16 protein-coding genes are annotated in these 25,638 nt (G+C 62.5%); 5 read left to right on the forward strand and 11 right to left on the reverse strand.

Annotated features, from left to right (window positions below; translation table 11 throughout):
• The first annotated feature begins 9 nt into the window (after positions 1-9).
• Positions 10-2,505, forward strand: a complete 2,496-nt coding sequence (locus tag ACLV8F_RS19525; RefSeq protein ID WP_411885865.1) for a hypothetical protein — start codon at positions 10-12, stop codon at positions 2,503-2,505.
• Entirely contained in the window at positions 2,502-6,515 is a 4,014-nt protein-coding gene (locus ACLV8F_RS19530; protein WP_411885866.1) for an RHS repeat domain-containing protein, read from the forward strand. Before ACLV8F_RS19525 ends, ACLV8F_RS19530 begins: the two co-directional genes overlap by 4 nt.
• 596 nt (positions 6,516-7,111) lie before the next feature.
• On the opposite strand, the gene ACLV8F_RS19535 is transcribed toward ACLV8F_RS19530, so the two are convergent.
• From ACLV8F_RS19535 to gspG, 11 genes are read right to left on the reverse strand one after another with little or no spacing between them, the layout of a single operon-like run.
• Positions 7,112-7,603 (reverse strand): type II secretion system protein, encoded by a 492-nt coding sequence (locus ACLV8F_RS19535; RefSeq protein WP_411885867.1) that lies wholly within the window; start codon positions 7,601-7,603, stop codon positions 7,112-7,114.
• 7 nt (positions 7,604-7,610) lie between these two features.
• Positions 7,611-8,096, reverse strand: coding sequence for a type II secretion system protein (locus tag ACLV8F_RS19540; protein WP_411885868.1), 486 nt, complete (start codon positions 8,094-8,096; stop codon positions 7,611-7,613).
• Complete coding sequence (locus tag ACLV8F_RS19545; protein WP_411885869.1) at positions 8,093-8,521, reverse strand: type II secretion system protein; 429 nt, start codon at positions 8,519-8,521, stop codon at positions 8,093-8,095. The genes ACLV8F_RS19540 and ACLV8F_RS19545 overlap by 4 nt, the downstream gene beginning before the upstream one ends.
• Positions 8,522-8,577: 56 nt before the next feature.
• The gene (locus tag ACLV8F_RS19550; RefSeq protein WP_411885870.1) at positions 8,578-10,671 is read right to left on the reverse strand and encodes a secretin N-terminal domain-containing protein; all 2,094 of its coding nucleotides are present in this window, start codon (positions 10,669-10,671) and stop codon (positions 8,578-8,580) included.
• A complete protein-coding gene (locus tag ACLV8F_RS19555; protein ID WP_411885871.1) occupies positions 10,668-11,309 on the reverse strand; it encodes a hypothetical protein in 642 nt (213 codons plus the stop codon). The genes ACLV8F_RS19550 and ACLV8F_RS19555 overlap by 4 nt, the downstream gene beginning before the upstream one ends.
• Positions 11,306-11,941 (reverse strand): hypothetical protein, encoded by a 636-nt coding sequence (locus ACLV8F_RS19560; RefSeq protein ID WP_411885872.1) that lies wholly within the window; start codon positions 11,939-11,941, stop codon positions 11,306-11,308. The genes ACLV8F_RS19555 and ACLV8F_RS19560 overlap by 4 nt, the downstream gene beginning before the upstream one ends.
• A complete protein-coding gene (locus tag ACLV8F_RS19565; protein ID WP_411885873.1) occupies positions 11,938-12,621 on the reverse strand; it encodes a hypothetical protein in 684 nt (227 codons plus the stop codon). The genes ACLV8F_RS19560 and ACLV8F_RS19565 overlap by 4 nt, the downstream gene beginning before the upstream one ends.
• Positions 12,618-13,478 (reverse strand): hypothetical protein, encoded by an 861-nt coding sequence (locus ACLV8F_RS19570; RefSeq protein ID WP_411885874.1) that lies wholly within the window; start codon positions 13,476-13,478, stop codon positions 12,618-12,620. The genes ACLV8F_RS19565 and ACLV8F_RS19570 overlap by 4 nt, the downstream gene beginning before the upstream one ends.
• 33 nt (positions 13,479-13,511) lie before the next feature.
• Positions 13,512-15,332: a GspE/PulE family protein gene (locus tag ACLV8F_RS19575; RefSeq protein WP_411885875.1), complete on the reverse strand. Its 1,821-nt coding sequence runs from the start codon at positions 15,330-15,332 to the stop codon at positions 13,512-13,514.
• A gap of 31 nt (positions 15,333-15,363) precedes the next feature.
• Positions 15,364-16,599, reverse strand: coding sequence for a type II secretion system F family protein (locus tag ACLV8F_RS19580; protein ID WP_411885876.1), 1,236 nt, complete (start codon positions 16,597-16,599; stop codon positions 15,364-15,366).
• Between the two features lie 49 nt (positions 16,600-16,648).
• Positions 16,649-17,101 (reverse strand): type II secretion system major pseudopilin GspG, encoded by a 453-nt coding sequence (gene gspG / locus ACLV8F_RS19585; RefSeq protein ID WP_411885877.1) that lies wholly within the window; start codon positions 17,099-17,101, stop codon positions 16,649-16,651.
• 575 nt (positions 17,102-17,676) lie between these two features.
• Here gspG and ACLV8F_RS19590 point away from each other — a divergent pair.
• The 3 genes from ACLV8F_RS19590 to ACLV8F_RS19600 form a co-directional block, all read left to right on the forward strand.
• The gene (locus tag ACLV8F_RS19590) at positions 17,677-21,003 is read left to right on the forward strand and encodes a LamG-like jellyroll fold domain-containing protein (RefSeq protein ID WP_411885878.1); all 3,327 of its coding nucleotides are present in this window, start codon (positions 17,677-17,679) and stop codon (positions 21,001-21,003) included.
• A 5-nt stretch (positions 21,004-21,008) separates the two neighbouring features.
• Positions 21,009-25,070, forward strand: coding sequence for a LamG-like jellyroll fold domain-containing protein (locus tag ACLV8F_RS19595; protein ID WP_411885879.1), 4,062 nt, complete (start codon positions 21,009-21,011; stop codon positions 25,068-25,070).
• A 44-nt stretch (positions 25,071-25,114) separates the two neighbouring features.
• Positions 25,115-25,638: Ig-like domain repeat protein (locus ACLV8F_RS19600; RefSeq protein ID WP_411885880.1), on the forward strand; the 524-nt coding region annotated here is incomplete at its 3' end.

Consider the following 25,638-nt stretch of genomic DNA (forward strand, 5'->3'; position numbering starts at 1 on the left):
GGAGTGAAAATGGTTTCGAAAGCCTTGCAATGTCAATTCAGCAAGTGGCAGTCATTTGCTGCCGCGTTTATGCGGCGTTCTTTATCCGTCTTGCTGCGGTCGTTCATGGTGGCTGCAGTCGCATGTGTGAGCACGGCAGCCAATGCGGGCCCGACCGGTCCGAGCAAAGCAGGCTCAAATACGCCTGATTCGCCCAGTAACGGCGGTGATGAACGCTCGAAGTGCAGCGTGGGCATGCCCACCTATACCGTTGATGCGCCATTGGTAAGCCTGCGCATTACCGATACGCCGATCGGTTGCCGTGCGCCCATTGGCCCCGCTGTGCCCATTACGCTGAGTTACACCCAGGACAACAGCACCCAGCCTTCAACGCAGAACTTCGGCAATGTCGGTCCGCGCTGGTATCTCAGCTGGGTGTCCTACATTCAAGACAACCCGCTCTCGCTGGGAAGCGGTATCGTGAGAGTGCCCATGGGAGGCGGAGCGATCCCCTACACAGGCGCCTACAACGCGAGCACTGGCGCTATCAATCCCGACGGTTTCACCCTGGGTTCGACCCGTGACCGGTTGTATCTGGTTTCGGCCAGCCCTGTGCGCTATGAATTGCGGAAGGCTGACGGGTCCAAGCAGGTTTTTGCTCACTCTGACGGATCAACAGCTTCGCCGCGCAGGGTGTTCCTGACCCAGGTGGTGGATTCCGTGGGCAATGCACTCAGTCTGACCTACGACAACAATCACCGTCTGGTGCAGCTGACCGATGCGATCGGGCGCAACACCACCCTGCAATACAACAACGCAGGCAACAGCCTTCTCATCACGGACATCTACGACCCGTTTGGGCGGCATGCACAGATAGGATACGACGCGAGTGCCCGGCTGAACAGCATTACGGATGTCATCGGCATGACCTCCACCTTCACCTATAACGGCTCCGGAATTATTTCGGCGATGACGACGCCGTATGGAACGACCACCTTTTCCTATGGCGGTTCAGTTCCGAACAATTGGATCAATGTGACCGATCCATTGGCGAAGACGGAAAGGGTGGAATTCAACCAGGGGGTGTCTGGCATTCCTTATAGCGATCCGCAGTATCCCAATCTTTCCTCGCGTGGCATCAGTCCACAGAACGAATGGCAGAACTACCGCAACGTTTTTTTCTGGGATAAATCCGTCTACTCGCTGTATCCAGGCGACTACACCAAAGCCCGTATCCAGCACCTGCTGCATGACGGATCGACTTCGTCGGCCACGAATATGCTTGAAAGCACCAAGACGGCGACGGGCAACCGCGTGCTCTACCTATACCCCGGGGGTATCTGGTTGCGCTCGGGAGGGACGGATCTGCCCTGGCTGATTGCTCAGCGTCTTCCCGATGGAAGCACCGCGGTGACTGAAAAGACCTATAACGCACTGGGCAACGTGATTCGCATCATTGAGCCCGTGGGGAGGAAAGTCAGCTACACCTACGCCGGTAATCTGATCGACATGCTGCAGAAAAGTGAAACCGGCCCGGCTGGCCTTGATGTGGTGACGGCTACCTACACCTATAACAGCCAGCACCTTCCCTTGACCTATACCGACGCGGCCGGCCTGACGATTAGCTATACCTACAACAGCGCGGGCCAGGTGACCAGCGAGACGGATTCCAACGGACGCGTCACAAGCAAGGCCTATGACGGCAACGGCTACCTGCTGAGCGTCACACGTCCCGATGGGGTGGTTTCCGAGAGTTATACCTATGACGCGGTGGGGCGCGTTGCCTCCGAAACCGATGCCGCGGGCTACACCCGCAGCTACAGTTACGACAACCTGGACCGCATTACGCGCATCACCCATCCGGATGGCAGCCACGAAGACCAGACGTGGAATCGGCTTGATCTTGCGACTTACAGTGATCGTGCCGGCCAGCTTACCGGCTACAGCTATGACGCTTTGCGTCGTCTTGTGTCGGAAACCAATTCCTTGGGCCAGGTCACCGGGTATAGCTATTACCCGGGCGGCCAACTCAAGACCAAGACCGACGCCAATGGGAAAGTTGAAAACTGGTCGTATGACGTTGAAGGGCGCGTTGTCTCGTATACGAACGCAGTGGGGCAAATCACTGCCTATGGTTATGACAGCGCCGGCCGGCTTTCAACGATAGCTTCCCCTACGGGTCAGGCCACGACCCGGACCTACGACGCGAACGGCCGCGTGACGCAAACAAGCCTCAGCGCACCCGGCATGACAGCCCGGACCACCACTTATACGTACACACCCGACGGGCAATTGAAAAGTACGGTTCAGCCCGATGGACGCAGTACCAACTACACGTACGACAACGCGCTGCGGCTGATTGCGGTGACGGACACGCTAGGAAACAGCATCAATTACACCCTGGACAACATGGGTAATCGAACCAAGGAAGACGTTAAAGACACCGGTGGAGTCCTGCAGCGCTCCATCGACAGAAGCTTTGATGTCTTGAACCAGCTACAGCAAGTTACCGGAGCCACGCGATGAATCGATTGAATACAGCACTTCGGCGCGCGGCAGCGGGACTTTTGTTCCTATTGGCAACGGGTGTCGCCTTGGCAGCAGGGGGAGATCCACACTTCAATTCAGTGGGGCTTCTGCTTCACGGAGACGGTGCCAATAACTCGACGGTCATGGGGGACAGCGCTTCGCCTGCCAAGACGGTCGCTGTGCTTGGCAACGCCAAGATCAGCACGGCGCAAAGTAAGTTTGGCGGCTCGTCCATGGCCTTTGACGGCAGTGACGACTACCTGTCCGTGCCGGCCAGTCCCGGCAACAACTTCAATTTTGGAACCGGCGATTTCACGATCGAAGGCTGGTTTTACCTGTCCTCGGCGGGCGGAGGTTACCGCAATCTTATTGTCATCCCCTGGGGATCGACTTATATGAGCATTCGCTTCGGAGACGGCGGATTTGGTGGAAGACTTCAGTTTGCTTCCGACTCCACGACGTTCCCCACCGTCTATAGCGCGGAACCTACGCAGGCGAGCCTTGCTGGCGCTTGGCACCATGTGGCGTTTACGCGCAGCGGTGGATCCTCCCGGGCTTTTCTCGATGGCAATTTGCTGACTTTGCGTAACAACATTTTCTCAGGTGCGCCTGTGACGTCGTGGGCGGACACCAGCAACATTTCATCGGTCACGCAGGCGTACGTCTCGCAAGCGGGGGGCGTCGCATGGCTGGGTTACGTTGATGATCTCCGCATTACCAAGGGCGTGGCTCGCTACACCTCGAATTTTGTGCCTCCGAGTGGGCCATTTCCTGACAGTCAGATAGTTTGCACCGATCCCCTGGTTCTCTTCGAGGGCAACTGTGTACCTCCGACGACGACAGCGCTGAGTTCCAGTTTAAATCCCGCGAGCCGTGGGACGCCGGTCACCCTGACCGCTACCGTGTCCGGAACGAACGCGCCGACGGGAACCGTCGCCTTCAAAGACGGTTCTTCCGCACTTGGGACAGGTGTTCTTGCCGGCGGGGCCGCCAGTTTCACAATAGCCTCCTTGGCCGTTGGACCTCACAACCTGACAGCTTCCTATCAAGGGGATACCGCGAACGCGCCAAGTGTTTCGTCGAGCTTGAGTCAAGTAGTCAACAAGTACGCAGCGACTGCGGCTGTCGCCTCTACGGTGAATCCTTCCAATGCCGGGCAGAACGTAGTGCTGACGGCCAGTGTCACCGGGATGTCGCCGACAGGGGGTGTGACATTCATGGACGGCGGCACTGCCCTGGGTTGGCGCGCGTTGGATAACGGCACGGCAACCCTGGCTATGTCCTCACTGGCCGCGGGACCCCATAGTCTGACCGCGGTCTATTCGGGTGACGCTGTAAATAGCGAGGTGACTTCCGGCGCCTATATCCAGCAGGTTGGTATTGCTACAACCTCGATGAACTTGTCGGCCTCTTCGGCCAACGTCAGTCAGGGTGAGAACGTCACCCTCATTGCACGCGTAACAGGTTTTATGCCCACCGGGATCGTCACCTTTACAGAGGGCGGCATCACCTTGGGCGCGGTGGATGTGGCAGGCGGATCGGCGAGGTTGAACCTTAACAACCTGGCCTTGGGCGCCCATACGATCAATGCGAGCTACGCAGGTGATGCGAACAACACTTCCAGCACGGCGCCGGCAGTAAACGTGACCGTTGACGTCTTTGTTCCATCGGGTTATACGTGGCAATACGGCTACGATTCCATGGGCCGGCGCACCACCGTGTTCGATCCGAATGGCCTGGCCAGCTTCACGTATTACGATGGTTTGGGTCGCCCTGTTCAAACGCAGGAGCCCGCCAATGCGGGAGCCTCTACCCCGACCACGACCGACTTCGCGTACAACGCCAGAGACGACCTCACTCAGGTCACGGATCCCCGCAACCTGGTTACAGCCTACAGCCCCAACAGCGTCGGTGATGTCACGGCACAAACCAGCCCGGACACCGGCGCCAGCCAGTACACCTACGACGCCGTCGGCAATCTCCTGACCAAAACCGATGCCCGGGGCAAGCTCACCCAGTACGCGTACGACGGCCTCAACCGCGTGACCAGCATCAGCTATCCCACGGGCACTGCCAGCACGCTTCAATACGATGGTGGTGCAACACCCATACCCGCGGCCATTGGCAAGTTGACCAGGATCACCGACGCCTCAGGCGAGGCGGTCTATGCGTATGACAGCCTGGGGCGCAGGATATCGAAGACGCAGACCACAAGCGGCAAGACCTTCACCGTCGGCTATACCTGGGGCAATACGGGGAGCGCAATGGACAAGGTGACCGCCATCACCTATCCCAGCGGCACCCGTGTCAACTACAGCTACGACGTCCAGGGCGTGGTCAATGCCGTCACGGTCAACCCGCCCAACGCCAACGGCGTGGGCACCAATACGGCATCCAGTCTCCCGCTGCTGTCGGGTGTCACCACCAATGCCGAGACTAAACTCACCGGCTGGACATGGGCCAGCACCAAGACCCAGGCGATTGCCTATGACAGCAACGGCCAGATCAGTGCCTACAACCTCGGAGACCCGACAGGCACAGGTGTCCGCCGCACTGTTCTTCGTGACAGCGCAGGCCGCATTACGGGGTATGCCCACACCGGCAACGGAGTCCCGGCTCCCGCGCTGGACCAGAGTTTTGCTTATGACAATCTGAACCGCCTGACCAGCGCCACCCCGGACAGCAGCGCGGTCCAGTACAGCTATGACGCCACTGGCAACCGCACGGCCAAGGTGGTTGGCGGAACGAGTTACCCGAACACGATAGCCACGACGAGCAACCGGCTGGACCAGACCCAGGACGCCACCGGGACGGCCGCGGTGCTACACGATGCAGCCGGCAACATCACGAGTGACGGCACCAATACCTACACCTACAGTGACCGCGGACGTCTGGCGACCATGACAAATGCCGGCGGCACGGTGAACTACAGCTACAGCGCCCTGGAGCTGCGCATGAGCAAGACGGGACCGGTGGCGTTGGTTCCAACCGGCGCCGCCTACTATGTCTACGACGAGGAGGGCAAACTCCTTGGCGAATACGACGCCAATGGCGCTCCGGTCCATGAGACCATCTACATGGGCATACCGGTCGGGGTGATCAAGCAGACGGGCACGGCTGCCGCAAGCAATATCGCGATCAGCCTGTACAACGTCTCGACGGACCAGCTCGGTGCGCCCAGGATGATTACCCGCCAAAGTGACGAAGCCGTCGTCTGGCGCTGGGATACGGCCGAGTCGTTTGGTGCGACGGCGCCAGATCAGAACCCGGCAAGCCTGGGGACCTTCACTTTCAATCAGCGACTGCCCGGCCAGGTGTTTGATGCCGAGAGCGGGCTGTTCCAGAACTGGAACCGGGAGTACAACCCGCGGATCGGACGGTACATGCAGTCCGATCCCATCGGATTGAGCGGGGGTATCAATACCTTTGCTTATGTGGGAGGAGACCCATTGGGCTCGGCAGATCCCACAGGGTTGATCACGACGGTGGACATGGCTTGCATACAAAATCCAGCGTTTTGTGCAGAACTGGCCGGGCAGTATGTCAAGAACGCTGCGGCAGCTACCGGTGATCAATGCGTTCAGGATGCAGCGGACGTCGCAGCGAACCATATACAGTCCGTCGGGGCTGCTTTGGAGGTGGTTTCAATAGCCGGAGCCGTCAAGAATATTGTGAAGAACATTGCGAAGAAAGGCCCCAAACCTTTTGCGCTCGGTATAGAAGAACATCTCGATGATTTTGCGAAGGCGCGAGGCGCAAATACTTATAAACAACTGCAGGATCCCAACAAGTGGAAAGAAGGTGTCCGTGAAGCGCTTGCAAATCCGGCGCAACAAGTTCATTTCAACCTTGATGGAGTCGATGTTTGGAAAGGAGTTCAACGATCAGCGGCTGGCGGTCGTGGTGCCACGGACTGGGAACTCCTACAAATCAAGCAAAACCCCCAGTTCTGGGACAGTATCCAGTTCTGGAAGAATGGTCAGCAAGTTCCCAATCCATTTAAGTGAGATGCCGTTATGACAGCTCGAAATTTTACGAATCGAATATTCCAGTTATGGGAATATCGTGTTACTCATGGATCATTGTTGATTCGCAGTCCTCAAAGTTCTGAAGCGAAAACGAACGTGGACATCATTTGCACTGGAGTCGAGTATTTGGCGGTGCCGAGATTTTTTCGTGGCCTCGAGATCGTAGAGCCTACGTCCGAGGAAGTGCGGTCATTGGAGGAAAAGCTTGGCAAGCAACTGACCTCAGCATCCGCTTATATTCTGGTCTCGTCCAAGCAGAGGTTCCCGATTGTTGCTGCAAGCTTCAAACTAGAAGAGAATGAACAAGACATTTTTGAGAGTCCGTTCATGTAATCGTTGGCGGTAAAAAGAGGCGGCTGTGCTGCTCGCGCTGGTCGCTTTTTCCGTCCAGAGTGACAAATCCGTTAACACAAAACTCACAACCCTAATGCCGAAATGACGGGTTCGCCTACGGCGATACAGGCGGGTCTTAAGACCAGCAGGCCCGAAGCCTTGAACACGCCCACCGCGAGGATAGTGGCAACGGTGCGCATTAACGTAGCCGGTAACAGCGTCAGTGATGGCATCAATGCCCCTCAATTCAACGAAGCCACAAACACCCACTCCGCATAAGTCTCCTTGTCCTGGAAATCCCGGTACTGAACCGGGAATTCCCTTTTCTTGAAAGCGCTCAGTGTGGATCGGCTGTGCACCCCCATGATGCCGCCGGCGCCTTGTACCAGTACCCAGTCGGCCTCTCCCGTCATGGGGTCGGGGTACACGCGGCGCAGGTGGCGCACCGGCATCGGGAAGCGGGTGTCTTCGAGCAGGTCTTCCAGTGAGCGAGGCAATGTCTGGTTTTTGCCTGCGGGCACGCTGCTGTAATAGGATTTGATGGCGCGGCGGAACTGGTCGCCGACGAAGAGCAGTTCGGCCTCCTTGGCGCGCTGGGTGTGGGTGCGCTGCAGTTCCACCATGGCCGATGCGCCCAGGGTGGTGAGCAGCATGAATATCAGCACTGCGAGCAGCACCAGGCCTGACTGCCGGTGCAGGGACCAAGGCTTGCGTGGGTGTCCCGCTCTCTTCACGGCTTTGTCACCAGGCGCTGTAGGCCGAACCGTCCAGCGCGCGCCCGGCCGATTTTGAGGACACGTCAAACACATCCGAGCCGGGTTGCGGCGCGTCGGCGCGGCTGCTGTAGGCGCGGGTGTTCCAGGTCTGCACATCCGTCAGCGCGGGGTCTTCGGCGAAAGGGTCGCGCGGGATCCTGCGCAGGAGCACAAAGGGTTGTGCCGAAAATCCAAACGCGGCCGAGCGCGGCACGCCGTTGACCAGCACCTCCAGCGAGGGCGGGTAACCAGAGGCGCCCACGCCTTTGTCGATGACGCCCGCGTCGGAGGCGGCCTTGTAGCTGTCGAGTGCCTGGCGTATGACGCGCAAACCCTGTTTGAGCTCGGCCTCCTTGGCGCGTGTCTGCACGACCTGGGTCAGGGGCACGGCCACCATGGCGAGCAGGCCCACGATGGCCAGCGAGACCAGCAGCTCTATCAGCGTGAAGCCTTGTTCGCGGCTGCGCGTCACGGTGTGGTTCCCGTGGGCGGCGCCAGCTCCTGGCTGGAAACCGCGGCGCTGTCCGTGGGCTGCGATGGCCCTGGGACATTGGGCGCGCGGATGTCGTAGATGCCGGGCTCGGTGCCGTTGGGGAAGGGCACGGGTTCCCACGCGCGGGAGCCGGACACCGGGTCCAGCGGGATCTCTCGCAGGTAGCGTTTGTCGACCACCTCCTGCAGTTGGGCCGGGTACTTGCCCTGGTCGGCGCGGAATTTGTCGATGGCGTCGCGCAGGGTGGCGAGGTTCTGCGCCTGGACTTTTTCCTTGCCGCCGTCGAGTGCGTTGAAGTAGCGCGGCGTCGCCAGCGTCAGCAGGAGGGCGAGGATGGAGAACACGACCAGCAACTCGATCAGCGTGAAGCCGGCCGCGCGTGGATATACCCGCCGGGCAGCCATGGCCGGGCATGCATCCGGAATTTGCGAAAGGCCGCGCATGTCTTTCACATCGCCCCTCAGCGCTTGAGCATGGGCGGTGGCGCCGGCAAGCCACCGGCGCCGCCGGTCGGGGGCGGCGATGACGGCGGGATATAGGGCGGCACGGAAGGCAGCATGGGCGACGGCGCCGAAGCCGGCACCGGCGCGGCCTGCATCTGCGGCGGCATACCCGGCGTGGTGACGGGTGTGCCCGGCCCGGCGGCCCGGCCGCCCAGCGTGTTGTTGGGCACACTCAGGCCACCCACCGGGTCGCCCAGGATCTGCCGGTCGCGCAGCGTCAGCGCCGTGCCTGAGAAGACGTTGGCGCGTTCATGGCCGATGTCGGCATAGTTGCGCACAATGCGCGGCGTGATGGCCAGCACGATCTCCGAGCGCGACTTGTTGGTGCCCGAGTTGCCGAACAGGCGGCCGACCACGGGCAAATGCCCCAGGCCCGGGATCTTGTCGGCTGTGTTGCGCTCCTCGTCGGTGATCAGGCCGCCCAGCACCTGCGTCTCGCCGTCGGCCAGGCGCAAAAAGGTGCTGGCATTGCGCGTGCCGATCTGGTACGAGCGGCTGCCCTGCGCGTCGGTAAACTCCCGCGCGATGTTGCTGACCTCGAGGTTGATCTTGATGCCCACGTCGTTGCTGGCATACACCTGGGGTTCGAACTCGAGCTTGAGGCCCACGTCCTGGTAGGTGATGGTGCCGGTGACGACGGAGGAGCCGCCGTTGACCGGCGTGACGTTGTTGATGATGGTGGGCACGCGGTCGCCGATCATGATCTTGGCTTTTTCGCGGTTGCGCGCGCGTATGCGCGGGCTGGCCAGGATTTTTGTCTCGGTGTCCTGCAGCTTGAAGTTGAGCGTGCCCGCAATCGGCGTGACGGTCAGGCCGCCCATGCCCAGCTGCCGCAGCTGGCTGATGGTGAGGTTGCTGACGGTGCCGCCCGGCGTGGCGGAGCCGCCGCTGGGCGTGCTGATGGTGATGGCGGTGGGCGGCGAGGCGCCCAGGTTGCTGTTGCGTCCTTCGGAGATTTCCAGCACCTCGACTTCGAGCATCACCTCGGGGTCGGGCTCGTCGTGCAGGGCGATGAGTTTTTCGGCGATGCGCAGGGTCTCGGGCGTGTCGCGTATGACCAGCAGGCCGCTGCGCTCGTCGGCCGACACGTCCTTGAGCTTGAGCATGGTCTTGAGCATGCCGGCCAGGTACTTGAGGTCGCTGTTGGTGACGCGGAAGGAGCGCACCGTGAGTTCCTGGTACTCCGACTGCTTGCCCGCCGTGGCCGGGTAGACCATCATGGTGTTGCTGTTGATGATGCGTTTTTCGAGCTGGTTCTGCATCAGGATCAGGTCGATGGCGTCTTCAACCGCCACGTCTTTCACGAAGATGGTGACCCTGCCGTCGGCCTTGACCTCGCGGTCCAGCAGGATGTTCAGGCCCGTCGACTTCGACAGGGCCTCGAACACGGTGCGCATCATCGCGTCGCGGAACTGCAGCGTCACCGGCGAGGCCATCACCGATTTCGCTTCCCTGAAACGGTCGCGCTCGAGGTCGGCGGCGGCCCTGGCGTCCAGCACGGCCTTCTTGAGCTGCGCCGCCTGCTTGTTGCCGGGCTGCTCGGCCAGCACGCGCGCGGCCTGCTCGCCGGCGGCTTCGAGCTTGCCTTCCTTGAGGTAGCGGTCGCCTTCGGCCAGCAGCTTGTCGTTGCGCGCGTCCTGGTCCAGCGCCTTCAGGGCCGTTGCCGCGCGGGCGTTGCTGGGGCTGAGCGCCAGGGCCCGGGCATAGAGGTCGCGCGCGCCGGCGATGTCGCCGCTGGCACGCACCAGGTCGCCTTGCTTGACGAAGGTGTCGGCGTGCTTGTCGCGCTGCACCAGGTAGTCGATCTTGTAGTACTGGTTGGCCTCGTCGAGTTCGGTCGCCTTCTTCAGCGAGGCGACGCCGGTGTCCACGTTTCCCTCCCCGATCTGGCTCATGCCGTCGTTGTGGTAGCGCGCGCCGGCGCAGGCCGTCAGCAGCAGGCAGGTCAGCACGCCGGAGGCGATGGGCGTCATGCGCCGCCTGGCCTGGTCCGCGCCATTCACCTTGCCGCCGCTTGCGGAAATCCCGGCGTTGCGTTCAACAGTTTTCATCTTGGGGTGTCCAGAAGGAGAAGCGATTGTTTTTGGCCCAGGGGGAGGTAGGTGAAGTCCACGCGGTCGGTCGTGATGTTGTCCACGCGGTAGCTGCCGGCGACGGTGTCGCCTTTCTGGATGACGGTGAGGTTGTCGCCGTGCTGGATAAAGGCCTGCTGCTGGCCGCTGCCTATCTTCTTGCCCTGGATGGCGCCGACCGCGGTGAAGGGCAGTGGCGGCGCCGTGGGTGGCGGCGGCGGTGGCGGCTCGGCGGCCACCGGTGGCGGCAGCGGCTTGCGCAGCTTGACGGGGGCCGGCGGCGGCGCGGGCGGTGCCACGACTTCCGGCACGGGCACGAACTCCGGCGCCAGCGGGCCGAAGGGGTCGCGCACCACCATCCTGTTCATGCGCAGGCCGGAGTTGTTCATCGCCACCTCCTGGCCTTGGGATGAAATGTCCATGGCGGGCAAGGCCGCGTTGGCCTGGGGCAGGGCGCTTGTGTTGGCGGCGGCGCGCTGGCGCGGCGCTGCCGCAAGGTCGGTGTCCGCGTCGGCTGCCTGCCACTTGCCCTGCATCGCGGCGGCCAGCACAAAACTGCCCAGGCCGGCAGCGACCAGCACGGCGGCCTTCTTCCATTTTGGCGACAGCCGGCTCATGACGGGGCCTTCGCGCCGACGGGCCCGGGGGCGCTCGCGGGGATTTTTCTGGGCGCGGGCTGCACCGCCTGCGCGCCGGCCGGGCGCGGTGAATACACCAGCGCGAGCTTGAGGAAGACCTGGTGCTTGACGGCCGCGCCGTCCTTGCGTTCTATGCGCAACTCCTGCACGGCCGCATGCGGCATGGCATTGAGCACGTTCGCCAGGAACTCCTTGAGCTTGCCGTAGTTTTCGTTGATGCGCAGTTCCACCAGGCGGGTGTCCAGGCCCAGCGCCGTGGGGTCGGCATCGCGGTAGTCGCCGCTGGCCAGCACAATGCCCTGGCTTTTGGCGATGTCGAAGATCTGCGCCAGGTCGGCCGTGTAGTCGCTGGAAGGCGGGAAGACCACGGGCACGCCGCGCGCCTGGTGGGGCACCGGCCTCGGGGCGGCTTTCTGCGCCTGCCGCAGTTCCAGCTGGAGTTTGTTTTTCTGCAGGCGCAGCTGCTGCGAAAGGCCCAGCAGCAGCGCCCCCACCAGCAGCAGGCCCATGCCGCACAACACCGGCCAGCCGATGCCGCGCAGGGACGCGGCGCCCGCGACACCGCGAAGCTTGTGAAATACCGTCGCCATAAAAGCAGGGCTGCGCATCATGGTGAAGGCGCCTTGGTTATGCCGGGCTTCAGGCCGGGGGCCGAGACTTCGGCCGGCATGAGCGGACTGAGCGGGCCGGATTGCGCAAGCGGCGCTTCCCTCGCCAGGAACACGCCCTCATTGAGCCGGTTCCATCCCGCCACCAGCCGGAAGCGGAAGGTGGCCGGCGTCGCGCGCTCATCGAGCTGGTGGCTGACGATGCGCACGTCGGAGAAGCCGCTCACGGTGGTCAAGGCCTCGGTGTAAGCCAGCATCGATGGATAACTCGAAGCCATCAGCGTCAGCTCTATCTTGCGGTTGAAGGGGCTGGCTGTGTTGGGCACCATGGACAGCAGGGTGACCCGGCCTTCCACGGTGTCGGCGGCGGCTTCCAGGGCTTCGAACATCAGCGACCAGGGTGTCTGCAGCAGGCCTTCCAGCTGGCGCCTTGCCTTGATCTTCTCAAGCATGGCCGGGTTGTTTTCGGCCTGCCGCATCTGTTGGGCAAGGGTGCTTTGCTGTTTTGAGATTTTTGCCTGCTGGGAACGCACGCCTTCGAGCTGCGCACCGGTGCGTGACGCCATGTACAAACCCGACAGCGTGGCGCACACGCCCACCGTCAAAATAATCCAGCTCAGCGGGCGGTAGCGCGCGGCCCCGGGCGCGAACTCAAAAGGGCTTTCGACCAGGCGCCGGCTCATGCTGCCAGCTCCGGTGCGTCACGCGGCGCCGGCGGCCAGGTGCAGGGAACCACCTGTTCATCAAGAGCCGCGCCCGAGGCGATCAGAAAACGGTCCAGCGCGGGCTGCAGCCAGGGGTCGCCCGCGTTCGATGGCGCGGGTGTGAGCGTGCGCCAGGCATTCACGGCGCTGCCGTTCACCACGCGGACAAAGGTGAGGGCCGCATGCCGGCGCCCCGCGGCATCACGCTCCGTCCACACCAGGGTGCGCGCATCGCGCTGGCGCCGGCTGTGTTCGAGCTCGCCGTCCAGCAGCGCTGCAATGGCGGGTTGGCAACTGGCCAGTTTCATCTGTTGAGCCTGGGCCAGCGCCTGCAACCCGGCTATCAGTGCGGCATCGAGCGTGATGACGCACAGGTGCGCCTGGTCCGCCTGGATGCGCCAGCGCACTTCATGTCCGGCCGCCTCCGCGCCCAGGGCTTCCTGCGACAGTGCTTTGGCGATGCTGCGCAACGGGTGGTCTGAGTGTGCGGAGGATGAGGACACATCCATGGCGGCGACGCCAACGTAAGAAGAGCTCACCCCCGTTCGCACCGTCAACCGGCAGCCGTCCAGGGAGGCCGGGTGGCGCGCGCGCAGCGCCTGCAGGGCCTGCGCGGCGGCTTCCAGCAATGCGGCGAGGGTCTGGTCGCGCGTGGCGCCGGGCGTCCAGTGGCCGGTTTCCGTGACCGTGCTTTCCGTGCTCTCCACGGGCTTGGACGTCCGGCGCAGCTTCACGCCCACGGCGCGGGCCGCGCGCAGGCCCCAGCCCGGCGCCTTGGGCGTGAGCGTCGCCCGCAGGTGCATGGCGCCTATGTCCAGTGCGATGGTGGCCTTCATGGGTCAAGCCTGTTCATGGCCTGGTGCCTGCGGTCATGCATGCGCGGCCTCCGTGGGCTGCATGCCTTGCGGGCTTTGGGAATTTTCCCGGGGCGTCACGCGGTTGATCTCTTCCACCGTGGTCTGGCCCCCCATGGCCAGGGCCACGGCCGAGTCGCGCAGGCTCATGAAACCCTTGCCGCGCGCCACCTGCTTGATCTGCGCGATGGGCGCCTGCCGCACCAGCAGGTCGCGGATGTCGTCGTCCATCTCCAGCGTTTCGGCAATCGCCAGCCGGCCTTTGTAGCCCGTGCCGCGGCAATGCGGGCAGCCCACGGCGCGCATGAATTTCGCCTGGCCCAGGTCCAGGCGATCGGCGGGAATGCCCAGGCGAAGCAGCTCCTCGGCCGCCATGCCGGCGGGCGCCGCGCAATGCGCGCACACGGCGCGCAGCAGGCGCTGGGCGACGATGCCGGTCAGGGCCGACACCAGGCTGTAGCTGTCGACGTTCATGTTCTTGAAGCGGCCTATCACGTCGAACACATTGTTGGCGTGCACCGTGGTGAACACCTGGTGGCCGGTGAGCGCGGCCTGCACGGCGATCTGCGCCGTCTCGGCGTCGCGGATTTCGCCGACCATGATCTTGTCCGGGTCGTGGCGCAGCACCGAGCGCAGCCCGCGCGCGAAGGTCAGGCCTTTTTTTTCATTGACCGGGATCTGCAGCACGCCCTTGAGCTGGTATTCGATGGGGTCTTCAATCGTGATGATCTTGTCCAGGCCGGTGTTGATCTCCGAGATCGCCGCATACAGCGTCGTCGTCTTGCCGCTGCCGGTGGGGCCGGTCACCAGCAACAGGCCGTAGGGCAGGCTGGAGGCCTGGCGGATAAAGTCCTTGGCGCTTTGCGCGAAGCTCAGCGTGTCCAGGCTCAGCGTCTGGAACTGGCCGGTCAGGTGCTTGCGGTCCAGCACGCGCAGCACGGCGTCTTCACCGAACAGGTTGGGCATGATGGAGACGCGGAAGTCGATTTCGCGCCGCTCCACGCGCACCTTGAAGCGGCCGTCCTGCGGCGTGCGGCGCTCCGAGATGTCGAGTTCCGACAGCACCTTGATGCGCGAGATCGCCTGGTGCCCCATCTCGGCGCTGTCGATGCGCTTGACGTTTTCCAGCACGCCGTCGATGCGGTACTTGACGTGAAGGCCCGCCGGCTGGGTTTCGAAATGGATGTCGGACGCGCCCATCTTGAGCGCGTCGTACAGGATGGAATCCACCAGCCGCACCAGCGGGTTCTGTGTGGTCTCTATGCCCGCGATGGACAGGGTCACGACGGACGCATCGGCCGTCTCCGCATCGCCGGGGCCGGCCGCATCGCCTTCCGCGTCGCCCTTGCCCATGGCCATCAGGTTGCGCTCCGCATGCGTGAGCCAGGCCTGCACGTCCTCTAGCAGGGCCAGGCCGCGCACCACTTCATCGGGCGCCGCCCCGCCCAGTTGCAGGTCTATCCATTCCTGGGCCTTCAGGTCCAGCGGGTCGCTGACGACGACGGCGCGCAAGGTGCGGCCCGATGCATCGGTGGACCAGCCGCCCAGGCAGGCCCGCGCCTGGCAATCGGCGAAAGAGATCAGTTCAAAATCAGGCGTGATGCCCTGCAGTTCTTCCATGGCCATGGGGCGCAGGCCCAGCGCCGCCGCGACGTCTGCCAGCACGCGTGCGGCATCCAGGCCGCTTTGGCCAACCATCCACTGCACACGAGAGCCCGCCGGCGCCGCATGCACGGCCTCCAGCATCAGCGCGCGCCCAATCTTGCCGCCGGCGGGCGGCGCCACCGGGGCCTGGCCGGCTTCGGCAGAGGGTGTGAGGGGAAGAGGGGCGTTCATGCGGAAATTTTTGGGAGAGTGACGAAGGAGATCAGGAGAGACTCGAAGCCAGGTCGAAGATGGGCAAATACATCAGCACCACGATGGCGCCTATCACGGTGCCGATCACGATCATCAGCGCGGGCTCGATGACGCGCGTCGCCACGTCGATGGAGCGCTGCAGCCGGCGTTCATAAAACTGCGCGATGCGCTCCAGCATCTCCGACATGGAACCGGTGCGCTCCGCGACCTTGAGCATGCTGGTGGCCACGGCATCGGACAGGCCCGCGCCCGACAAGGCCGCGCTCATGCTGAGGCCTTCGCGCATCAGCACGATGGCACGCTCCAGGCGTTCGCGGTCCGCGTCGTTGAGCAGCTTGGCGCCGTGCTCCATCGCGCGGTGGATCACGATGCCGCGCGAGACAAGAATGGACATGGTGCGGTAGAGCTGCAGGTGCTGGAACTCGCGGATCACGCCCGCGATAAAAGGAATGGACTGCAGCCAGCGCGAGCGCACGCCGTGCGCGCGGAAGTGCGCGACGACCCAGGCGCCCAGCGCCAGCACCAGCCCGAAGAAGATCACCAGTATCCAGGGCTGCCCGGCCACCATGCGGCCCCAGGCCATCAGGCCCGCCGACAGCATGGGCAGCTGCGTGCGCGTGCCGTCCAGCAGGCCCGCGAAGCGCGGGATCACCACCCCCATCAGGAACATCACCACCAGCCCGCCCACCACCAGCAGCACCATGGGGTAAACGGCTGCGCCTATGAGCTTGTCTTTGAGCGCCTGCATTTCGCGCTGGTGGGCCGCATAGCGCGCCAGCCCCTTGCCGAGGTCGCCGGTGCGTTCGCTGGCCTCCACCGTGGCCACCAGCAGTTCGGGGAAAGCGCCCGTCAGCTGCATGGCCGCCGACAGGTTGCGGCCCTCCGACACCGCGCGCGACACCTGCTCGATGAGGCCGCGCCGCGCGCCCGCCGTCTCCTTGATCGCCAGGGTCTGCAGCGCTTCGGTGACGCTCAGGCCCGCGTCGATCAGCGCCGCGAAGTCCTGCGAGAAGGAAGCGGTGTCCAGGCCGGAGCGCGAGGGTTGCGGTTGTGTCGATGCGGGCCGGCCCGGGCGCGCGACTGCCTGGCGGGATCCCTCGGCCACGTTGCAGCTCAAAACAGTGAGGCCGCCGCCCGCCAGCTGCGAAAGCGCATCGGCCGGCGTGGCAGCGCGCAGCTGGCGCGAAGCGATGCGCCCCGAGGTGTCGCGGGTGACGACGTCGTACAAGGCGTGGGCCGCGGTCATGCGTGAACCTGTCCGGCGCTTGCGCTTGTGGTGATGGCCGTGCTTGCGGTCAATTGGCGGAATGCAGCGAGACGTCTTGCGCGTCGTCGGTGCCGCCGGGTTTGCCGTCGGCGCCATAAGAAATGATGTCTATGGTCCTCGCGCCCGGCTGCAGCACGTAGCTGTAGTCGTTGCCCCAGGGGTCGGCGGGCAGGGCCTTCTTCAAATAAGGCCCTTGCCATTTGGCAACGCCCGAGGGCTGGGCGTTGAGCGCGGCAAGCCCCTGCTCGGCGGTGGGGTAGCTGCCCACGTCAAGCCGGTATTGGTCCAGCGCCTTGTCCAGCGACTCGATCTGCGCCCTGGCTATTTTCGATTTGGATTTGCTGACCGAGTCAAAGTAGCGCGGCGCGACCAGCCCGGCCAGCAGGCCGATGATGACCACCACCACCAGCAACTCCAGCAGCGTGAAGCCGCGCGCGCGGCCGCGGCCCGCGCGCGCGGAACGGGCTTGCACCTGGTGCATGAAGAATTTCAATGAGCTTCCCCTCCCCCGGGAAATGCCTGGATGCATTTAACAAACACGTGGCCAGCCCGTGAGACGTGCGACGAAAAATTTATTTTTTTATCGGCAATTTCACTTGCCTCGATAGCTGCTCTATTTCTTCTTAATACTGCGCAGATGACTACTGAGAAGGTACTCAATTCGAATTGAATTCGAATCGAAATCGTGTTCGCCATCAGCTGAGCCGGTCGGATTCTGCCAGATGCCTGTGAGATTGATAAGGCAAAAAAAAGCACAGATTATTTTCTGTTGTCTCGTACGCACACTTAATATTTTTCTCCTCCAGATGGAGGGTGGACAAGCGCAACACCCGTCACTAGACTCCGCCGAATTCGCTTGACTCAAGCGTGACAAGAAAAAAATCAACGAGGGATCCACATGGGATTGTTTCAATGGCTTGCGCCGGGTACGGTGCGGGTGGTGCGTGTTCGCTCGTCCATGGCGGTAGAAGACCTTGAGCCGCCTTCTACGGCTGACGGCGCCAGCTGTCTCTTCAGTGCTTCCCAAGCGAGGCATCAAAAAATGCAAAGGTCATCATGAAATCCATCGCGCTGCTATGTCTGGCCGTTACCCGTGCGGTCATTCTGTTTGGATGTCTCTCCGGCACAAGTGCCTTTGCTTCTTTTTCAGCAACGCCTGATCCGACGGTCTGCACCGTTGCTCCGTGCTTTACCTACAGCCATTCGGGTTGGAATTTCTATAACGGCGTGACATATGCGACCGGTCCACAACCCTCACGTGAGGTCGCCTGTATTGTCTGGGCTTCGAAGATGACGGAGTCCGCTCAGCACTCGCCCCCTGTCGTGGGATGGCATCATGAAAATCCCCGCGTTGTTGAGGGTGTTTGTTATACCGATATATATAACGCCAACGGTAATCTGGACGGCCCTGGTTTTAATGCAGGTGTCGCTACGCAAACAGCGGCCCCTCCCTCGGCCCCTGTCTATAGATGTCCAAACTCTGACACCGCCACGGTGTCCGGCTCCACCTGTAGCTGCAACGCCGGTTATACGGAGAACGCCGCCAAAAAGGACTGCACGCCAGGCGGCGTAGGCGGCACGGTGGTGAACGTCTTCAACACCTCCAAGCCTCTTAAGTGCCCTGCTGAGCTGACGGCAGGTAAACCCATTTCCCCCTTGGTGGGGGCGGAAACCTATACCTTGCAGACGGGCGTGTCGCTGGGAGGTCAGCCTCTCGTTCTGACCTACGACAACCGCAAGGTGTTTACCGCGGCGTCGGCTGGCCTGACGCCGATGACGTTGGGCAGCGCACCCGCGCTGGGCGGTTTATGGGAAAGCAGCCTGCATCGCAACATCAAGCTCGGCACCGGTGGCTTCGGCGCCCAGTTGTTTCGCGGAAACGGCAGGGTGGTGAACTTCAACTTCAACCCCGACACCAATGTGTTTGACGCAACGGCCGACGTCAGCGACAAGCTGCAGGTCATCCCAAGCGGTTACCGCTACACCCAGGTTGCCGCACGGACTTTTGAAGAGTACAACGCCGCGGGCCAGCTGACCTTGATAGCCGACGCGGCCGGAAGCACCTGGAGCTTTCGCTACAGCCAGGCCGCCGGTGCAGGTGCTCCCGCGGCCGGCTATTTACTGGAGGTGACGGACAACACCTTGCGCAGCATCAAGTTCGAATACACCCTTCCGGCCGGCGGCGTGGCCGCCACCGACGGGCTGCTGTCAAAGATTGTTGACACCATGGGCCGCAATATCACCGCCGCCTACACGGGCGGCAACCTGGTTTCACTGACCTGGCAAGACGGCAAGACGCGCCAGTTCCTCTACGAGAACAGCAGCTTGACTTGGGCGCTGACCGGCGTGATGGACGAGAACAGCGCCCGTTATGCCACCTTTGGGTATGACAGCCAAGGCCGCGCCATCTCCACCGAGGTCGGCGCTGGCGTGAACAAATACACGGCCAGCTACAGCACACCGCCCCAAACCGTGATGACGCAGACCTATGACGCGGCCACCCAGATCACTACCCGCGTGCATGACTGGGTGGCGCCCTCGGGCGTGGTACTGACGTTGCCCAACGGGCAGACCAGCACCGTCACGGCTGCCAACGTGCAGGGTATGCCTGCCCTGGGCGGCATGAGTCAGCCGGCAGGATCGGGCTGCGCGGCGGCCAGCAACGCCCAAAGCTACGACGCCAATGGCAACCTGGCCAGCCAGGACGATTTCAGCGGCCAGCGCAGCTGCTACGCCTATGACGGCAGCAATCGGGAGACCGTGCGGGTAGAGGGCCTAGCCAATACCGTGGCCTGCGCGAGCGTTCTTCCCGGTGGTTCAACCCTGCCCACCGGAAGCCGGAAAAGTGAAATGACCTGGCATCCGGACTGGCAACTGCCCATCAAGGTAAGCGGGCCTTTGTTGCGCACCACTACGGTGTACCACGGCCAGCCAGATCCCTTCAACGGCAACGTCTTGGCCAACTGCGCCACTGCGCCCGTTCTGTCCAATGGCAAAACCTTGCCCCTGGTGTGCAAGCAGGTGGTGCAAGTCACAACAGATGCCGACGGCGCGCTGGGCCTGGCCGCCACCGTAGATGCCGGTGTGGCTGCGCGCACCGCCAGCTTTACCTATGACGGCCAAGGACGAATGCTCACCAGCACCGACCCGCTGAACCGTGTGACCACCTATGTTTATTACAGCACTTCGGGGAGTTTTTCCGACTCCGAAGCTGGTGCGGACCCGTCCTATGGTTCGGTGAGTGTCTTGTTGCGCGGTGGCGGCGCCAACAACTCGACGGTCATGACGGACAGCGCCTCTTCGCCCAAGGCGGTCACCGTGTTTGGCAACGCCAGGATCAGCGCGGCACAAAGCAAATTTGGGGGATCGTCGATTGCTTTTGACGGCGACGGCGACTATCTCTCAGTGCCTGCCGGCCCCGGTAACAACTTCAATTTTGGAACCGGTGACTTCACGATTGAAACCTGGTTTTACCTGTCTTCGCCAGGGTCGGGCTATCGCAACCTTTTCGTCATCCCCTGGGGGGCGACATACATGATGATCCGGTTCGGCGACGGTGGATTTGGCGGGAGACTTCAATTTGCCTCTGAAGCCAGCGGATTTCCTACTGTTTATAGCTCGGAGCATACGCAAGCCAGCCTTGCCGGCGCCTGGCACCATGTGGCGTTCACGCGCAGCAATGGACTTTCCCGGGCTTTTCTGGACGGCAATTTGCTGACCCTGCGCAACAACATCTTCTCGGGTCCTCCGGTGACGTCGTGGGCCGACACCAGCAATATTGCGTCTGTCGCGCAAGCCTTCGTTTCACAAACGGGTGGCGTGGCATGGCTCGGCTATATGGACGATGTCCGTATTACCAGAGGCGTTGCGCGCTACACAGCCAGCTTCACACCGGCCACCGGCCCGGTGTTGGCCCCCAACGCTACGGGCCATACGGCAGGCGACCTTCAGTCCGTCGCCAATCCCGCAGGCCACGTCAAGCAGTTCACGCTGTATGACAGGGCAGGGCGTGTGCGGCAATCTATTGATCCCAAAGGTGTGGTGACAGACACCGTGTACACCCCGCGTGGCTGGACCAGTAGCGTGACGGTCACTCCGCCAGGCGGAACAGCCCGGACCACCAGCTACACCTACGACAACGCAGGCCAGCTCACCGGTGCAGCGCTGCCAGACGGAACCACCCTGGGCTACAGCTACGACGCCGCTCACAGGTTGACCGGCGTGACCGATGCCAAAGGCAACTCCGTCACCTACACGCTCGACAACACCGGCAACAAGACCGGCGAGCAGGTCAAGGACCCCTCGGGCAACCTGCAAAGAAACATCACCCGCGTCTATGACGCGCTGAACCGCGTGCAACAAGTTACGGGAGCGAGCAATTGAAAACAGTGTCACCTATCAATCGTCTGGGAAATACATTCGCGACGTGGTTATGCGGCCTGGTGCTGCTGGCCTGCATGGCGCCGGCTTGGGCGGCGACGACAACGCCCAGCCCTCGCCTGGATTACTGCTGGACCAAAGGTGGTTTCCAGACAAATAGCGATCCCGAGATCTACGGCGATCGGAATTTGGTCGGCAATTGTTTTTCCACAGTCAACGATTTTTACGACGTCATGGTGTCGACGATTCAGGTCAACTACAACGCGGCCTGGCCGGCGGGAAAACCAGGGCGATGCGATTTTGGCTCTTGTTATGGCGCCACCTTTGTAACAACCTCGACGTTCTCCAAGCAGGCCTATGGCACGCTAGCCGGCTACGGTCAATACAACAACTGTCTGGAGCCTTCGAGCCCGGCGGCGGTCAATAACGTTGCCTATTGCGGCCTGAAAAGAACAGACACCACGACCTGGAGTTGCAACACCGGTTCCTGCATGGGCTGGGATAACGTCGTACAGGTGAGTGACGGTCATGTGGCTGATATTCCGACTTACGTCAGATTCTCCTGCACGGATTCACGCCTGGTGAAAACCGGCCCCAACACCACCGACGGGGGCTGCGCCAACATCATCGACATTTATTCAGGCCTGCAGGACTGCCCTGCGTGCGTCGGCCGGCTCAGCGGCAACGGGTCCATCTACCCCATGACGGGCGCCAAGCTGGAAGTCGTGCCTACCGAACTCAGCATAGGCGGGCAGTCGCTGTACCTGACCTACGACACCGTGCGCCAGATGACGGCCAAGGCCGACGGCTTGCTGTCTGCAGCCCAGCTCAAGGATTTGCCCTCGTTTGGCCCCTTGTGGTCCAGCAGCTTTCATAAACGCCTGAATGTCAAGGCCGGAAGCGCGGGCATGGAGGCTTACCGCGGCAGCGGCCGCATCACCAGCTTCGGGCTGAACGCGCCCAGCGGCAGCTACACAGCCACCGCGGGCATCAATGACACCCTCACCGTCATCACCGGCGGCTACCGGTTTTTTGATTCGGCGTCGGGCGTGCTTGAAACCTACAACAGCGCGGGGCAGATCACGTCGTCCGCCGACAAGAAGGGCAATACCCTCACATACACCTACAGCACCGCGGCGGGCGCCGCCGCGCCGGCGGCGGGCTACCTGACTCAAGTGACGGACAACACCGGCCGATCCATAGCCTTCACCTACGTGCTGCCCGTGGGCGGCGTCGCAACCTCGGATGGCTTGATCTCCACCGTGACGGCTCCGGATGGCCGCACCATGTCAGCCAGTTACGACGGCAATAAAAACCTCACCGCACTGACCTGGCCGGACGGCAAGAGCCGCACCTTCCAGTATGAGAACGCGGCCTTGCCCTGGGCCCTGACCGGCAAGACCGACGAGAACAATGTGCGCCTGGCGACCTGGGCCTACGACACGGCGGGCCGCGCGATTTCCAGCGACAGCGTCCTGGGCACGGACCACTACAGCGCCACTTACACGACGCCGCCCCAGGCCGTGGTCACCGAAGCCCTGGTGGGCAACACCTATTACCGCACCCACAGCTGGCAGGCGCCCTCGGGCCTGCAGGTGACCGACGCCACGGGCACCACCTCGGCAACCAATGTCGTGATGCCCAACGGCTATCCCATCCTGTCCGGCATCACGCAGGCGGCAGGTTCGGGTTCCCCGGCGGCCAGCAATGCGTCCACTTATGACACACGAGGCAACCTGCTGTCGCATGACAACTTCCAGGGCGAGCGAACCTGCTACGCCTATGACGAGAAAAACCAGGAGGCGGCGCGGGTCGAAGGCCTGCCCAACACGGCAGATTGCGCGGCAGTGCTGGCAGCCGCCGCAAGCCTGCCGCCGGGCGCCCGTAAATACACCACCACCTGGGATGCGAATTGGCGCGTGCCCAAACTGACCACCCAGCCGGGTTCGATGACGACCCTGGTCTACCAGGGCCAGCCCGATCCCAAGAACGCCAATGCGGCCGCCAACTGCTCACCTGCGGCGACGCTGCCCAATGGCGCGCCTTTGAATCTGCTGTGCAAATCGGTGGTGGAGGTGGCGGCGGGCGCCAGCTTCAACGACCCGTCCGTCGGTAGCACCGACGGGTTGATCGACAAAGTGGTCTTGCTGCTGCATGGTGAAGACGGCGCCGGTTCACCGGTGATTGCGGACAGCAGTTCGTACATGAAAAGCATCTCCAGCAGGAGCGGTTCTCCCGTCACCACGGCGGGGCACAGCAAATTCGGCGCCTCGTCCATCAGCCTGGACGGCAGCACCAACCGCGGCGCATACGGCTATGGCCCCGACAACACGCTCAAGATAACCGGCGATTTCACCATTGAGGTGTTTGTGAAGCTCAATGCACAGGCAGACGCGGAGCGAATCATATTTGGCTGGGGAGGCGACCCTGCCTATGCCAATGGCCGCGTCGCCGTCGACGCCACAGGCAAGCTCAATGCCTGGTGGAGGGAGAGTGATTTTACGAAGGCCCGCGAGATTACGGGCCCCGTCATTTCGACCGGGGTATGGCACCACATTGCGCTGAGCCGCAGCAATGGCAACTGGATCATGCATCTGGATGGTGTGCAGGCGGGCGCCACTATAAATCACAATAATTCAGACGCGTTTAGCTTCGGGCGCTTTGAGCTCGGACGCCGATCCTACTTGTCGGCCGGAAATTTGAACGGCTACCTCGATGAGCTCAGGATCACCAACGGCGTGACCCGATACTGGGGCACATTCACGCCGCCCACCCAGCAGTTCGGCGACCCTGTGAACCTCAATCCATCGCAGCCCAAGCTGGCGGATGCCCATTACGTCAAAAACATACTGCTGCTGCATGCCGACGGCGCCCATGGCTCCAAGGCCATTGTGGACAGCAGCCCGCAGGCCGCCATGGGAACGCTCAGCGGAAACGCACAGATCAGTACCACCGAGGGCAAGTTTGGCGGGTCGTCTTTCTACATCCCCGGCTCGACCAATTACACCGAGTTCGGGCGGGTGAACGGCGACTTCTCACTGCCCGGGGATTTCACGGTGGAGTTCTGGATGAAGCCCGCCAGCACCACGGCGGCTGCGATTGCGGTTCGACTGGGTGGCAACGGTTCGCTTTACCAAGATTTCTTTTTTGTGAATAACCGTTTTGTGCTGCAAAGCAGTACCGGTCCGTATTGCATATTCGGCGAAAGCATGACCGGTTTGGCCAACACGTGGATTCATGTGGCTTTTGTGAGGGTCGCCGGCACCGTGTTTAACTATGTCAATGGCCAGGTGGGGGTGAACTGTGGCTGGAGCACCACTGTCGGTAGTGTCGACGGGTTCGTGGATTTCGGCTTCAACGCGACGTCCAATGCCGTCTATTACGACGACATACGCGTGACCAGGGGGCAGGCGCGCTATACGGCTAACTTTATTCCTTCAGCCTACGCGGCACCTAATGTGGCAGCGCTGTCGGCCGACGCATCGACGGTGACAACCCAGTACACCTACGACGCCGCCGGCCGCGTGCTGACCGCCAAGGACACGCTGAACCGCACCACGACCTATGCCTGGTACACGGCCGCCAGCTTCAGCGGCACGGCGCCGAATGAGATCGGTCACGCTATAGGCGACCTGCAGACGGTGACGAACCCGGCAGGCCACGTCACGCAGTTCACGCAGTACGACAGGGCAGGGCGCGTCAAGCAGATGGTCGACCCCAAGGGCGTGGTGACCGACACGGTGTACACGCCCAGAGGCTGGACCAGCAGCGTGACGGTCACGCCTCCTGGCGGCACGGCCAGAACCACCAGCTACACCTACGACAACGCAGGCCAACTCACAGGTGCTGCGCTGCCCGACGGCACAACGCTGGGCTACAGCTACGACGCCGCCCACCGCCTGACCGGTGTCACCGACGCCAAAGGCAACTCCATCACTTACACGCTGGACAACGCCGGCAACAAGACGGGCGAGCAGGTCAAGGACCCCTCGGGCAACCTGCAAAGAAACATCACCCGCGTCTATGACGCCTTGAACCGGGTGCAACAAGTCACGGGAGCGAGCAATTGAAAACCACCGCATACACCATTACTCAACCAGCAGGAGGAGTCCGCATGAGCAGCCCTGGCCCCACCCGAGCCTTCACCGCGTGGCTAAGCCGCCTGGTGCTGCTCATCCTCATGGCCCCGGCCATGGTGTTTGCCGCCACCCCGACGACAACATCGCTTTCCAGCAGCGCCGGTACAGCGGCGCTGGGGCAAAGCATCACGCTGACGGCCACCGTCACAGGCGCCAGCCCGACGGGAACGGTGACGTTCAAAGACGGCGGTGCCAGTATTGGCAGCGGCGCCGTCACGGCCGGTGTTGCATCTGTCAATACCAGCGCCCTGGGCCTGGGCAGCCACACCTTGACGGCTGAATACGCAGGTGACAGCAACAACGACCCATCCACCTCCACAGGCATCAACGTCGTTATCAACGCCGCCACAGCCGGCCCCATGACCTGGCAGTACGGCTACGACGCCATGGGCAGGCCCACCACGGTGCTGGACCCCAATGGCCTGGCCAGCTACACCTACTACGACAGCCTGGGCCGCCCGGTGCAGACCCAGCAGCCGGCCAACACCGGCAGCGCCAC

It is taken from the genome of Polaromonas sp. YR568 (assembly GCF_943369675.1).
Taxonomy (GTDB): Bacteria; Pseudomonadota; Gammaproteobacteria; order Burkholderiales; family Burkholderiaceae_C; genus Polaromonas.

Excerpts from the sequence above, each read along its gene's own strand:
- ACLV8F_RS19525 (WP_411885865.1), top strand. The coding sequence starts at position 10 with ATGGTTTCGAAAGCCTTGCAATGTCAATTCAGCAAGTGGCAGTCATTT.
- ACLV8F_RS19530 (WP_411885866.1), top strand. The coding sequence starts at position 2,502 with ATGAATCGATTGAATACAGCACTTCGGCGCGCGGCAGCGGGACTTTTG.
- ACLV8F_RS19545 (WP_411885869.1), bottom strand. The coding sequence starts at position 8,521 with ATGGCTGCCCGGCGGGTATATCCACGCGCGGCCGGCTTCACGCTGATC.
- ACLV8F_RS19550 (WP_411885870.1), bottom strand. The coding sequence starts at position 10,671 with ATGAAAACTGTTGAACGCAACGCCGGGATTTCCGCAAGCGGCGGCAAG.
- ACLV8F_RS19555 (WP_411885871.1), bottom strand. The coding sequence starts at position 11,309 with ATGAGCCGGCTGTCGCCAAAATGGAAGAAGGCCGCCGTGCTGGTCGCT.
- ACLV8F_RS19560 (WP_411885872.1), bottom strand. The coding sequence starts at position 11,941 with ATGATGCGCAGCCCTGCTTTTATGGCGACGGTATTTCACAAGCTTCGC.
- ACLV8F_RS19565 (WP_411885873.1), bottom strand. The coding sequence starts at position 12,621 with ATGAGCCGGCGCCTGGTCGAAAGCCCTTTTGAGTTCGCGCCCGGGGCC.
- ACLV8F_RS19570 (WP_411885874.1), bottom strand. The coding sequence starts at position 13,478 with ATGAAGGCCACCATCGCACTGGACATAGGCGCCATGCACCTGCGGGCG.
- ACLV8F_RS19575 (WP_411885875.1), bottom strand. The coding sequence starts at position 15,332 with ATGAACGCCCCTCTTCCCCTCACACCCTCTGCCGAAGCCGGCCAGGCC.
- ACLV8F_RS19580 (WP_411885876.1), bottom strand. The coding sequence starts at position 16,599 with ATGACCGCGGCCCACGCCTTGTACGACGTCGTCACCCGCGACACCTCG.
- gspG (WP_411885877.1), bottom strand. The coding sequence starts at position 17,101 with ATGCACCAGGTGCAAGCCCGTTCCGCGCGCGCGGGCCGCGGCCGCGCG.
- ACLV8F_RS19590 (WP_411885878.1), top strand. The coding sequence starts at position 17,677 with ATGAAATCCATCGCGCTGCTATGTCTGGCCGTTACCCGTGCGGTCATT.